Source organism: Geothermobacter ehrlichii (assembly GCF_008124615.1).
Taxonomy (GTDB): Bacteria; Desulfobacterota; Desulfuromonadia; order Desulfuromonadales; family Geothermobacteraceae; genus Geothermobacter; species Geothermobacter ehrlichii.
In genome coordinates, this window is sequence record NZ_VNIB01000001.1 from 445,665 (window position 1) to 457,465 (window position 11,801).

Genomic DNA, 11,801 nt, shown 5'->3' on the forward strand with positions numbered 1-11,801 from the left:
TGTACCTGAAAACCTAAAGGAAACTTGCATTCATGATCGTTACGACCAACTGGCTCAGGGAGTTTGTTGATTTCGATGGCGATGCCGCCGATCTGGCCCATCGCCTGACTATGGCGGGACTGGAAGTCGAATCGGTGGACCACATCGGTCAGGATCTCGACAGCGTCATTGTCGCCCGGCTGATCACCGTCGACCGGCATCCCGACGCCGACCGCCTGACCGTCTGCCGTGTCGATACCGGCAGCGAGGAACTGCAGATTGTCTGCGGCGCCACCAACCACCGGGCCGGCGATCTGGTTGCGCTGGCCCAGGTCGGCAGCGTGCTGCCCGGAAATTTCAAGATCAAGAAATCGAAGATTCGCGGCCAGGTATCCATGGGTATGCTCTGCTCGGAAAAGGAGCTGGGCCTTTCCGAGGAAGCTTCCGGCATCATGATCCTGCCCGAAGGTCTCGAACCGGGGCGTCCCGTTTTCGAGGCTCTCGGCCTCAAGGATACCCGGCTGGAGATCGGCCTGACCCCCAATCGCCCCGACTGTCTGAGCGTGATTGGCGTCGCGCGCGAGGTCGCTGCCCTTTACGGCCGGAAGCTGAAGTTCCCCTCTGTCAGCGTCGTCGAACAGGGGCCCGATATCGGCGGCGAGACGTCGGTGACCATCGAAGAGCCCGAGCACTGCCCCCGCTACATGGCGCGGCTGATTCGTGGGGCCAAAATCGGTCCCTCGCCACAGTGGCTGGTGCGGCGGCTCGAGTCGGTCGGCCTGCGCTCGGTGAACAATGTGGTCGATATCACCAACCTGGTCATGCTCGAGCTCGGCCAGCCGATGCACGCTTTCGACTTCAATCTGTTGCGCGGCGGCAGAATCGTCGTCCGGCGGGCCGAAGAGGGCAGCCGCTTTACCACTCTCGACGGCCAGGAGCGCCTGCTCAAGGGGACCGACCTCGTCATCTGTGACGGCGAGGGCCCCGTGGCCCTGGCCGGCATCATGGGCGGCGAAAATTCGGAAATCCGTGAGGAGACCACCGACATCCTGCTCGAGAGCGCCTATTTCAGGCCGACGACGGTGCGTCGGACCAGCAAGCGGCTCGGAATCCACACCGAATCGTCACACCGCTTCGAGCGCGGTACCGATATCGAGATGGTGCCGGTGGCCCTTGATCGCGCCGCCGCCCTGGTTGTCGAACTGGCCGGCGGTATCGTCTGCCGGGGGAGTATCGATGCCTACCCGCGGCCTTTCGTGCCGGCCCGCATCGACCTTTCGTCCGAGCGCTGTCGCGACGTTCTCGGCATCGATCTCGACACCGAGGCCATTCGCGGACATCTGGAGTCGATCGGTGTTGCAACCGGACCGGCGGCAGCCGACGGTGTCATCGCCTGCACGGTTCCGTCCTTCCGGCCTGACCTCGAAAGGGAGATCGACCTGGTCGAGGAGGTGGCCAGGCTGGCTGGTTACGACCGGATTCCGGTCACCATGCCGGAAACGCGCATTCTGGCGAGCAGGCCCAATCCGCTGCAGAACTTTGTCCGCGGCCTGCGCGACCAGATGGTTGCCTCCGGCTTCAGCGAGGTGATCAACTACTCGTTCATCTCCCCGGCCGCCTTCGACCAGGTCGGCCTGGCAGCCGACGACAGCAGGCGTGATGCCATCGCCATTCTCAACCCGCTGACCGAAGAGCAGTCGGTGATGCGAACGACCCTCGTGCCCAGTCTGCTGCAGACCGTGACCGGCAATCTCGCCTACCGCTCCCTGGATCTGCGGCTTTTCGAACTGCGCCCGGTCTTTCTGCGCGGTGAGGGCGAGGAGCACGCCGAACCCTGTCGCCTTACGGCGGTCATGACCGGCCGCCGCTCGCCCCTGGGATGGGCATCCGACCAGAACGCGGTCGATTTCTACGACCTGAAAGGGGTTGTCGAAAGGGTCCTGTCGGCCGCCGGCGTCGAGAATGCCGTCTGGCTCGCCGATGGTGAAGAACCCTATCTGCACCCGGGCAAATCGGCCAGGATCGTCGTCGACGGCGAGCTGCTCGGTACGGCCGGCGAGGTCCATCCCGTGGTCCAGGAAAAATACGGTCTCGAGCAGGTCGTTTATCTGTTCGAGCTCGATGTCGAAGTCCTGCGCAAACACGCCAGGGAAGGCGTCAGTTTCCGCGAACTTTCCCGTTTCCCCGATCTTTTCCGCGATACGGCCATTCTGGTCGATGAAGAGATTTCCGCTTCTCGGGTGCTTGAGGTTGTCAAGACGGCCATCCCGCGTTTCGCCGAAGATATCGTCCTTTTCGACCTCTACTGCGGCAAGGGGGTTCCCGAAGGCAAGAAGAGCCTGGCGTTCCGGGTTCGTTACCGGTCGAAGGAGGGGACCCTGACCGACGAGGAGATCAACCGCGTGCACGACAAGATCGTGCGCCGGCTGGAGAAGGATCTCGGCGCCCAGATACGCTGATCGGCAGCTGGCAGGTCCGGATTTTCGGCCACCGGCAGGGCGTCGATTGTCGTCGTCTGCTGGTGGCCGACTCACGGTTTCGGGCCTAACCCCTTGCAAAATATGAAACTTTCTTGCTGAAACCTGTTGTCAAGGGTATGGTGCTGTGTTATAAAAGCCCATAAATTCAGGCAAGTTGGCCCTTTTGGCACGTGGAGGTTCTATGACTAAGGCGGACCTGATCGAACGCGTATACCTCAAAACCGGTTATTCCAAGAAAGAATCCGCTGAAATTGTCGAGATGGTTTTCGACCTGATGAAAGAGACTCTGGAGGGCGGGGAAAAGATCAAGATCGCCGGCTTCGGCAACTTCGTTGTCAAGGACAAGGCCTCACGTCGTGGACGCAATCCCCAGACCGGAGAGGAAATCGAAATTACTTCCCGTCGGATCCTGACCTTCAAGCCGAGTCAGGTGCTCAAGAACATGATCAACGGGGAGAAGTAACCGCGGGCCGGTCTTCTTCCCGCCAGTTCCGGATGCATGGACACGAGGATTCCTGACAAGCTCTATTTCCGGATCGGCGAAGTGGCCGAACTGACCGGGATCAAGCCGCATGTCCTGCGCTACTGGGAATCCGAGTTCAAGTCCTTCAAGCCTGTCAAAAGCCGCAGCAACCAGCGGCTCTATCGTCGCAAGGATGTCGAGCTGGTCTTTCGTCTCAAGGATCTGCTGTACGAACAGGGCTATACCATCGCCGGTGCGCGCAAGAAGCTGAAGGAAAGACAGCCATCCGGAAAGAAGGCTGTGGAGCAGCTGGCGCTTCCCCTGACAGGGGCCCGGGAGAAAGTCCTGCTGCGGCAGATTCATTCTGAGCTGAGCGTTCTGCGTGACCGGCTCAAATCTCCACTTGAGTCCTGATTTTTTTTCGAGGTTTCCTTGCTCATCCTGGTGACCAACGACGATGGCATTCAGTCCCCCGGTATTCACAGTCTGGCGGAGGGATTGAGAACAGTTGGCGAAGTCGTCGTGGTCGCGCCGGATCGGGAGCGCAGCGCCGTCGGGCATGCTCTGACCCTGCAGAGCCCGCTTCGCGCCGAAGAGTTGCGCCCCGGCTGGTTTGCCGTCGACGGCACGCCGACCGACTGTGTCAATCTCGGTATCCACGGCCTGCTCGAACGCCGGCCCGATCTGGTCGTTTCCGGAATCAACCGCGGGGGCAACCTGGGCGATGACATCACCTACTCAGGGACGGTAGCGGCCGCCATGGAGGCGACCCTGATGGGGGTTCCCGCTTTTGCTATCTCGCTGGTCGACGGTCCTTATCCCCTCGAGGCCTTTTTCCCGGCGGTCGGCATTGCCGTCCGGCTCAGCCACCTGCTGCAGGAGAGGAATCTGCCGCCGGACACCTTCTTCAATGTCAATGTTCCCAAGGAGCATTCCGGAGAGGTGCTGCTGACCCGGCAGGGGAAACGCCGCTATGGCGAGCTGGTGGTCGAAAAGGAGGATCCGCGCGGTCGCAAATACTACTGGATCGGCGGTGGTGAATCCGGTTTCGATGACGAGCCGGGGACCGATTTTCATGCCGTTGCCCGCGGTCATGTCTCGGTGACGCCTCTTCACCTCGATCTGACCAATTACCGTGCCTTGGGCCAGCTGTCTTCCTGGGGCCTGGAAGAGCTGGGACAGACAGACTGAAACGGATTATCATGCGTTACGCCATAGCCAGAAAAAAAATGGTCGAACGGCAGATCCGCGGTCGTGGCATCACCGATCAGAAGGTGCTGAAAGCCATGCTCGAGGTGCCGCGGCATCTCTTTGTCGAACCGGCGCTGGAAAGCCAGGCCTACTCCGACAGCCCGCTGCCCATCGGCTATCGGCAGACCATTTCGCAGCCCTACATGGTCGGATACATGACGGCGGCGCTCGAGCTTCAGGGAGACGAAAAGGTGTTGGAAGTCGGCACCGGTTCGGGCTACCAGGCGGCGATTCTGGCGCGCATCGCCAGAAAGGTCTATACCGTCGAGCGCATCCCCGAGTTGGCGCGACGTGCGCGCCGCCTGTTCGATCAGCTGGGACTGAACAACATCAATCTCAAGGTCTGTGACGGCAGTCTCGGCTGGGCTTCCGAAGCTCCCTTCGACGCCATTGTCGTGACCGCTGCTTCACCCGACATTCCCGAGGAATACCTGCAGCAGCTGGCCGACGGCGGCCGACTGGTGATTCCCGTCGGCGGACAGGAAGGGCAGCTGCTGAAAAGGGTGACCCGCCGGGGGGATCATTTCGAGACGGAGAATCTTCTCGGCTGCCGGTTCGTGCCCCTGATCGGTGAACGTGGCTGGGCGGACGACGAGAACTGACATGCGCTGGTTGCGGCGGCTCTACGACTGGGTTCTGTCCTGGAGCGAAAGCCCTCATGCCCGGCCGGCTCTCTTTTTTCTCGCCTTGAGCGAAGCTTCCTTCTTTCCGGTTCCACCTGATGTGCTGCTGATGGCCATGTGTCTGGCGCTGCCGGCGGCGAGCTGGACCTTCGCCGCCATTGCCCTGGCCGGTTCGGTGCTGGGGGGGGTCGGCGGTTATCTGATCGGCTACGCCCTCTGGGGAGTGGCGGCGCCGTTTTTCTTCCACTATGTTCCCGGTTTCAACGTCGAAACCTTCGCCAGCATGCGGTCCCTGTTCGATCAGTACGGTTTTCTGGCTGTCTTTACCGCCGGTTTTACCCCCGTTCCCTACAAGATCATCACCATCAGCGCTGGTGTATTCCAGATCAATTTTCCGGTTTTTGTCGTGGCGTCCATCGTCAGCCGAGGGCTACGCTTTCTGCTGGTAGCGGGGCTGCTGAAGAAATTCGGGCCGCCGATCAGGGAGTTGATCGAGCGCTATTTCAATCTCTTCTCCCTTCTGTTTCTCCTGCTGTTGGTCGGCGGTTTTCTTCTCGTCAGGCATCTGCTGTGAAAGGTTTGACCTTCGGGGGGGAGCTTTGCTAGTTTGACGGAAAACGTTCTCTTGCAGTTTTTTCGCTATTTTCAGGCGGGTTGATGCGCTTTTCGAGGGGTTTTCTGCTGCTGACGGTTCTTCTTTTGCTTGCGGGCTGTTCGCCGCCTCGCGGTGTCTATCATACCGTCGGCAAGGGGCAGACTCTTTACCAGATCAGCAAGACCTATCATGTCGACGAGGCCTATCTGGCCCGTGTCAACGGCATCGACGATCCCACCCGGCTGGCGGTGGGACAGAAGCTGTTCATTCCCGGCGCCACCCGCACCCGCTACGTGCCCCCCACGGTAAAAACCGTTGCCGGGAAACCGGCTCGTCCTTCCGTAGTATCCCGTTCGTCCGGCAGCAGAAAACAACCAGAGGCTCGCAAGTCGCCGCCCGCCCGTTCCGGCGGCGGAGCGGTGAAGAAGAAGGCCGAGACCGGCGTGCGCCGCAAACCGCCCGCCAGCCGTGCGGGCAGGGTGGAGAAGGGCTTTTTCGCCTGGCCGCAACGCGGAAAGATCGTGCGCCGGTTCGGCGGCCGTGGCGCCGGCGCCAGCAACGGAATCGAGATCGCCATGCCGCCCGGTTCGGCCGTTTTCAGCGCCGCTGCGGGCAAGGTGATCTACAGTGGCAACGGCATCAGCGGCTATGGCAACCTGATCGTCGTCCAGCACGAAAAGGACTATTATTCCATCTACGGCTACAACCGGCAAAACCTGGTCAAGGCTGGCAGTTTCGTCAGCAAGGGGCAGAAGATCGCCCTGTCCGGAGTCCCGCCTTCCGGGGGGGCTCCCAGGCTCTATTTCGAGATCAGAAAAGGGAAGACGCCGGTAAATCCCATTTTTTACTTGCCTTGAGGGGGACGGGTTCCCTAGACTTCAACCTGCCCTGGCACCAACAACAGGCGGAGGCAGCCATGGATGAAATTGTCGACGGTTTTTCCGACGTATCGATCGAGCAGGAGGGGGGCGTTACCATGACCGCCGATCTCGAAGAGATTGAACCGACAATCGAGGAGCTGAAAGCCGAAGAGAAGAAGGCCGCCGAAGAGGAGGACGACTCCCATTCGGATGACGCCATCAAGATCTATCTCAAGGACATCCAGAAGACCACGCTTTTGACCGCCGAAGAAGAAAGGGCGCTGGCCCGCAGAATCGCCGAGGGCGACATGGCCGCCAGGGACAGGATGATCGAATCGAACCTGCGGCTGGTGGTCAAGATCGCGAAGCGCTACATGAACCGCGGGCTTCCTTTTCTCGATCTGATCGAGGAGGGGAACATGGGGCTGATCAAGGCGGTCGAGCGCTTCAAGCTGTCCAAGGAATGTCGCTTTTCCACCTACGCCACCTGGTGGATCCGGCAGTCAATCGAACGTGCCCTGGTCAATCAGAGCCGGACCATCCGGCTGCCCGTGCACGTCTCGGACGACATCAACAAGCTGATCAAGGTCACCCGCGAACTGGTGCCGCAACTCAGTCGCGAACCCGAGGTGGAAGAGGTCGCCGAAGCCATGGGAGTCGAACCCGCCTATGTGCGCCGTCTGCTCGTTCTGGTCAAGAAGACCTATTCCATCGAGCATCCCATGGGTGAAAACAACGATTACAGCCTGATCGACACCGTCGAGGACACCTCGGCCATCAATCCCCTGACCCTGGCGGAGGATCTCGACCGTTTCCGGCATGTCGCCGAATGGATGGAGACCCTGACCGAAAACGAGAGGGAGATCCTCAGCCTGCGTTTCGGGCTTGATGACAGGGAGCCGCAGACCCTCGACACCATTGGCCGGCGCTTCGGGGTGACCCGCGAGCGTATACGCCAGATCGAGGCGAAGAGTCTTGAAAAGTTGCGGCGAATTATGGCAGAAAAGAGGGCCGACGGCCGCGACCCGGTCGAAGAATGAGAGGTTGACGTGGAGGAACTGAAAAAGATCATTCGTGACGTCCCCGATTTCCCGAAGAAGGGGATAGTCTTCAAGGATATCACTACCCTGTTGGCGGACGGTCCCAGCTTTCACCGCATGATCGACCTTCTCGCTCACCGCTATGTCGGCAGGGGCATCCAGAAAGTGGTCGGCGTCGAGGCCAGGGGGTTCGTTCTCGGCTCGGCTTTGGCCTACAAGCTCGGCGCCGGCATCGCCTTGGTCCGCAAACCCGGCAAGCTTCCCTGGAAGACCCTGCAGAAGACCTATGAGCTGGAGTACGGCACCGACACCCTCGAGATCCATATCGATGCCTTCAAGCCCGGGGAGAAGGTGTTGATCGCCGACGACCTGCTGGCCACCGGCGGCACGGTCGCCGCCGTTGTCGACCTGGTGACCCAGCTCGAGGCCGATATCGTCGAATGCGCTTTCATGGCTGAGCTCGAATTCCTCGAAGGGCGCAAGCGTCTGCCGGAAGGAAAGGTTTTCAGCCTGCTCAAGTTCTGATGCCAAAGGCCCCGTAGCTCAGCTGGATAGAGCATTCGCCTCCTAAGCGAAGGGTCACAGGTTCGAATCCTGTCGGGGCCGCCATTTTCCCTTGAATATCTTGAATATTTGGTTGCAATCTTGCATGAAATCTGCGGCGAAATTCCGACCGGCTGGCCGGGATGCGGATGCCGACGAGTTCGGCCATCAATCGTTCTGGGGAAATTCAAATCATTTCGCCATGTTGAACCGGAGAACCTTTCTGAGAAACGGCATGCTCTGCAGCCTGGCGCTGCTTCTGCCGGTGCCGGTTTTTGCCCGCGTTGGCAAGGATCTGACGTCAACGCGCTGTCTCAGTCTGCACAATCTGCACACCGGCGAGCGCCTGCGCAACGTACCCTACTGTGTCAAGGGCACCTATCAGGTGGATGTGCTGGCGGAGTTGAATCACCTGTTGCGCGACTACCGAACCGGCGAGGTGACCACCATCGACCCGCGCCTGTTCGATCTGCTCTATCTGACCGAAAGCAATCTCGGTGTCTGCACCGAAATCGAGGTCATATCCGGCTATCGTTCGCCGGCGACCAATGCCCTGTTGCGCCGGCGCAGCAAGGGTGTGGCCAAAAACAGCCTGCACATGCAGGGGCGGGCGATCGACATCCGCCTGCCGGGCTGTGGGCTGAAGCGTCTGCATCGGGCCGCCGTCGAGTTGCGCCTTGGCGGTGTCGGCTATTACCCGAAATCGAATTTCGTCCATCTTGATACCGGCCGCTTCAGACTCTGGCAGGGTGTCTGACGGCACAGCGGACTGTCTGTCACCAACTTCGGCCTGTTCTGCGGAACGGGCCTTTTTGTTTTCGGGCACCGACCGTAAACGGCCCGGTACAAAGGTTCGCTTTCTCCCTTTTTGTGCTATCGTTGAGATCGCGAAACCAGACGAAAGGATCCCACGACACCCATGGCGAAGAAGGTTTTTGTGGCGGCGACCGGCCAGCACTGCGGCAAGACCACCATCAGTCTTTCCTTGCTACACATGGCAGGCAAGAAATACGACCGTATCGGCTTCATGAAGCCGTTCGGCCCCAAGCTGGCCAGGTTCGAGGGGCGGGATGTCGACATGGACGCCAAGCTGATGGCCCGCGTCTACGGGCTCAGCGACAGGGTCGACCTGATGTCGCCCGTGGTGCTGCACCCCGGAGACACCAAGCGGATTCTCGACGGCTATATCCGCCCCGAGGCGCTGATGGAGCGGATCGAGAAAGCCTGTGCCGAGCTGGAGAAGGAATGCGATTTTCTGGTGATCGAGGGTGCCGGGCATACCGGTGTCGGATCGGTGGCCGGAATCAACAACGCCCGAGTGGCCAAGGCCCTCGACGCGCCGGTGATGATGATCGCCGGTGGTGGCATCGGCAGCGCCATCGACGACATCCACCTGAATCTGGCCCTGTTCGAAGCCGAGGGCGCCGAGGTGAAGCTGGTTCTTCCCAACAAGATTCTCCCCGCAAAGCGGGAGATGGTGCTGCACTATCTCGGCCAGGCCTTCTCCCGCCGGGGCATCAGGGTGCTGGGCGGCTTCGATTATTCGCAGATTTTGGCCAACCCGACCCTGCTCAACGTTTCCCGCCTGCTCGACCTCAGGCTCGAGGCCGACAGCCAGCAGGCGGCCCGTATCGTGCATCACGTGCAGCTGGGCGCGGCGTCGACCCAGCGCGTCGTCGACCTGCTGCAGCCGTCGACCCTGCTGGTGGTGACCAGCTCGCGGGACGAACTGCTGGTCACGCTTTCGACCCTCTATCACATGCCGGAATATTACGAAAAGATCTGTGGTCTGGTGATTACCGGGGTGGCGTCCGTTTCCGACGTCACCCAGAAGATCATCGACGACAGCGGCATCCCCTACCTGCGCTGCGAGAAAAGAACCACCGCCGAAATCTTTTCCACCCTCGAGAACTACGTTTCGAAAATCACCGCCGAAGACGAGGAGAAGATCAACCTGGTTCAGCGCCTGGCCGAGGAGTCGCTTGACTTTGACGCCATCGATACTCTGCTCTAGTTCGAGCTGGTCTCGCCCGCCTGGAGGCTTCCGTCGACCGTTACTGATATCCGAAACTGCAGTATGTAAGAAAATGTCATGATGGCACGCCAACTGCCATAGGTTTCTATTTCGTCAGGCGAGATAGGCCGCGGTGACGTAGCGGCGCATCATGACATGGGTGTTGAAGTAGTAGCCGTTCTTGCCGATGGCGTTTTTCATCACCTGGATCCATCCAGCCCGGTCCCGGTAATAGAGGGGCATGATGACCTTTTCCAGCTTGTCGTAGAGATCGCGGGCGTCAGATTCGGTAGTGTCGGCTTCCGGTTTGACATCCTTCGGCTTCGGACCGATGCTCCAGCCGGTCACTCCTTCGATATGCCCCTCGATCCACCAGCCGTCGAGTACGCTGAAGTTGGGAACGCCGTTCAGGGCCGCCTTCATTCCGCTGGTTCCCGAAGCCTCGAGCGGGCGGATCGGATTGTTCAGCCACAGATCGACGCCGGGAATGAGCCTGTAGGCGACTTCCATGTTGTAGTTTGGCAGATAGACGGCCCGGATCCGGTCGCCGTATTTCCTGATGTTGCCGATGATGCGCTGGATGATCTCCTTGCCTGGCGTGTCCTGGGGATGGGCCTTGCCGCCGAAGACCAGCTGCAGCCTGCCGCCGGCGATCGCGAGCAGCCGCTCGGGATCGGTGAAGATGAGATCGCCCCGCTTGTAGGTCGCCGCCCTGCGGGCGAAGCCGATGGTCAGAACGTCGGTTTCGAGTTCGATGCCGGTGGTTTCGCGGATGTACTGCAGCAGGTAGGCCTTGGCGCCCATGTGGGCGTCCCAGATGTCGTCATCCGGGATCAGGTCGACCCTGACCAGCATCTCCGGTTCGTTGGCCCAGCCCGGCAGATAACGGTCGTACAGACTGACGAAGTAGGGTGAAACCCAGGTGAAGGGATGGATGCCGTTGGTGATGGCGTGGATCTCGAACCCGGGAAAGAGGGCCTTGGAAACCTCGCCGTGCTTCTTGGCGACGCCGTTGACATAGCGGCTCAGGTTGAGGGCCAGCAGGGTGGTGTTCAGCTCGTCCTTTCCGGCAAGTTCGCGCAACAGGGGATAGGGAACCTGTTTCCCCAGAATCCGTTCGACCATGTCGTAGGGGAATCGGTCGTGCCCGGCCTCGACCGGGGTGTGGGTGGTGAAGACGCACTGATCGGCGACCATCTGGGTGTCCCAGGCGGTCCGCTCGTCCCAGCTGTCCTCGACGTGACGCCGGCAACGGTTGAGCAGTTCGAGGGTCAGCAGGCTGGCGTGCCCCTCGTTCATGTGATATTTGCGGATGCGAAAGCCGAGGGCGCTGAGCAGCCGGGCGCCGCCGATGCCGAGAATGATCTCCTGCTTCAGGCGGTAGGCGAGATCGCCGCCGTACAGATGGTCGGTCAGCCGGCGATCCTGGTCGGCGTTGCCGGGGATGTCGGTATCGAGAAAGAGGACAGGGACCACGCCGCCGGTAGGACTCTTGACCCGGTAGAGCCAGGCCTGTACCTTGACGTCGCGGTCTTCAATGCTGACCAGGGTCTTGACCGGCAGCAGCTCCATGTACTTTTCCGGCTGCCAGGGCCGCGGATGTTCGTGCTGCCAGCCGTGTTCGTCCAGCGTCTGGCGAAAGTAGCCCTTGCGGTGACACAGGGTGATGGCAATCAGGGGAACCTTGAGGTCGGCCGCGCTCTTGATGGTGTCGCCGGCGAGGATGCCGAGGCCGCCGCTGTAGGTTGGGATGTCCTGCGACAGACCGATCTCCATGGAAAAGTATGCGATGCGCTCCCGGTGGGTGTAAACTTTCCAATCTTCCATTCGTTTGTCTCCTGCGAGAGGTCAACCTCAATAATAACAGGTTGTCTGCCGCTTGTAAGCCGGCTGCAGACGACGGTTTCTCTCCTCTTTCCCTTGCAATGGGCGCGGGGTTATGGAACATTAATG

General features: G+C 60.5%; 12 protein-coding genes and 1 tRNA gene. 12 read left to right on the forward strand and 1 reads right to left on the reverse strand.

Features of this window, described 5'->3' with window-relative positions; translation table 11 throughout:
* Positions 1 to 32 precede the first annotated feature (32 nt).
* From pheT to EDC39_RS02255, 12 genes are all read left to right on the forward strand, one after another.
* Positions 33 to 2,438: a phenylalanine--tRNA ligase subunit beta gene (pheT, locus tag EDC39_RS02200; RefSeq protein WP_148894469.1), complete on the forward strand. Its 2,406-nt coding sequence runs from the start codon at positions 33 to 35 to the stop codon at positions 2,436 to 2,438.
* 202 nt (positions 2,439 to 2,640) lie between these two features.
* Positions 2,641 to 2,922 (forward strand): integration host factor subunit alpha, encoded by a 282-nt coding sequence (locus EDC39_RS02205; RefSeq protein ID WP_148894470.1) that lies wholly within the window; start codon positions 2,641 to 2,643, stop codon positions 2,920 to 2,922.
* A gap of 36 nt (positions 2,923 to 2,958) precedes the next feature.
* Positions 2,959 to 3,336 carry a MerR family transcriptional regulator gene (locus EDC39_RS02210; protein ID WP_148894471.1) on the forward strand — a complete coding sequence of 126 codons (378 nt, stop codon included), beginning with the start codon at positions 2,959 to 2,961 and terminating at the stop codon, positions 3,334 to 3,336.
* A gap of 18 nt (positions 3,337 to 3,354) precedes the next feature.
* On the forward strand, positions 3,355 to 4,113 hold the full coding sequence (gene surE / locus EDC39_RS02215) for a 5'/3'-nucleotidase SurE (RefSeq protein WP_148894472.1): 759 nt from the start codon (positions 3,355 to 3,357) through the stop codon (positions 4,111 to 4,113).
* An 11-nt stretch (positions 4,114 to 4,124) separates the two neighbouring features.
* Positions 4,125 to 4,775 (forward strand): protein-L-isoaspartate(D-aspartate) O-methyltransferase, encoded by a 651-nt coding sequence (locus EDC39_RS02220; protein ID WP_148894473.1) that lies wholly within the window; start codon positions 4,125 to 4,127, stop codon positions 4,773 to 4,775.
* A 1-nt stretch (position 4,776) separates the two neighbouring features.
* Complete coding sequence (locus EDC39_RS02225) at positions 4,777 to 5,370, forward strand: YqaA family protein (RefSeq protein WP_148894474.1); 594 nt, start codon at positions 4,777 to 4,779, stop codon at positions 5,368 to 5,370.
* Positions 5,371 to 5,453: 83 nt separating this feature from the next.
* On the forward strand, positions 5,454 to 6,248 hold the full coding sequence (locus EDC39_RS02230) for a M23 family metallopeptidase (protein WP_148894475.1): 795 nt from the start codon (positions 5,454 to 5,456) through the stop codon (positions 6,246 to 6,248).
* Positions 6,249 to 6,367: 119 nt separating this feature from the next.
* A complete protein-coding gene (locus EDC39_RS02235) occupies positions 6,368 to 7,291 on the forward strand; it encodes a sigma-70 family RNA polymerase sigma factor (RefSeq protein WP_148894618.1) in 924 nt (307 codons plus the stop codon).
* 9 nt (positions 7,292 to 7,300) lie between these two features.
* Positions 7,301 to 7,816 (forward strand): adenine phosphoribosyltransferase, encoded by a 516-nt coding sequence (locus EDC39_RS02240; protein WP_148894476.1) that lies wholly within the window; start codon positions 7,301 to 7,303, stop codon positions 7,814 to 7,816.
* Between the two features lie 7 nt (positions 7,817 to 7,823).
* Positions 7,824 to 7,900 (forward strand) — tRNA-Arg (locus tag EDC39_RS02245).
* 169 nt (positions 7,901 to 8,069) lie between these two features.
* Positions 8,070 to 8,591, forward strand: coding sequence for a DUF882 domain-containing protein (locus EDC39_RS02250; RefSeq protein ID WP_246140155.1), 522 nt, complete (start codon positions 8,070 to 8,072; stop codon positions 8,589 to 8,591).
* Positions 8,592 to 8,753: 162 nt separating this feature from the next.
* The gene (locus EDC39_RS02255) at positions 8,754 to 9,848 is read left to right on the forward strand and encodes a phosphotransacetylase family protein (protein WP_148894478.1); all 1,095 of its coding nucleotides are present in this window, start codon (positions 8,754 to 8,756) and stop codon (positions 9,846 to 9,848) included.
* 114 nt (positions 9,849 to 9,962) lie between these two features.
* On the opposite strand, the gene glgP is transcribed toward EDC39_RS02255, so the two are convergent.
* The gene (gene glgP, locus EDC39_RS02260) at positions 9,963 to 11,675 is read right to left on the reverse strand and encodes an alpha-glucan family phosphorylase (protein ID WP_148894479.1); all 1,713 of its coding nucleotides are present in this window, start codon (positions 11,673 to 11,675) and stop codon (positions 9,963 to 9,965) included.
* Positions 11,676 to 11,801 lie beyond the last annotated feature (126 nt).

Coding starts and splice junctions, on each gene's coding strand:
- glgP (WP_148894479.1), bottom strand. CDS start 11,675: ATGGAAGATTGGAAAGTTTACACCCACCGGGAGCGCATCGCATACTTT.
- EDC39_RS02230 (WP_148894475.1), top strand. CDS start 5,454: ATGCGCTTTTCGAGGGGTTTTCTGCTGCTGACGGTTCTTCTTTTGCTT.
- EDC39_RS02225 (WP_148894474.1), top strand. CDS start 4,777: ATGCGCTGGTTGCGGCGGCTCTACGACTGGGTTCTGTCCTGGAGCGAA.
- pheT (WP_148894469.1), top strand. CDS start 33: ATGATCGTTACGACCAACTGGCTCAGGGAGTTTGTTGATTTCGATGGC.
- EDC39_RS02210 (WP_148894471.1), top strand. CDS start 2,959: ATGGACACGAGGATTCCTGACAAGCTCTATTTCCGGATCGGCGAAGTG.
- EDC39_RS02235 (WP_148894618.1), top strand. CDS start 6,368: ATGACCGCCGATCTCGAAGAGATTGAACCGACAATCGAGGAGCTGAAA.
- EDC39_RS02255 (WP_148894478.1), top strand. CDS start 8,754: ATGGCGAAGAAGGTTTTTGTGGCGGCGACCGGCCAGCACTGCGGCAAG.
- EDC39_RS02220 (WP_148894473.1), top strand. CDS start 4,125: ATGCGTTACGCCATAGCCAGAAAAAAAATGGTCGAACGGCAGATCCGC.
- EDC39_RS02205 (WP_148894470.1), top strand. CDS start 2,641: ATGACTAAGGCGGACCTGATCGAACGCGTATACCTCAAAACCGGTTAT.
- EDC39_RS02250 (WP_246140155.1), top strand. CDS start 8,070: ATGCTCTGCAGCCTGGCGCTGCTTCTGCCGGTGCCGGTTTTTGCCCGC.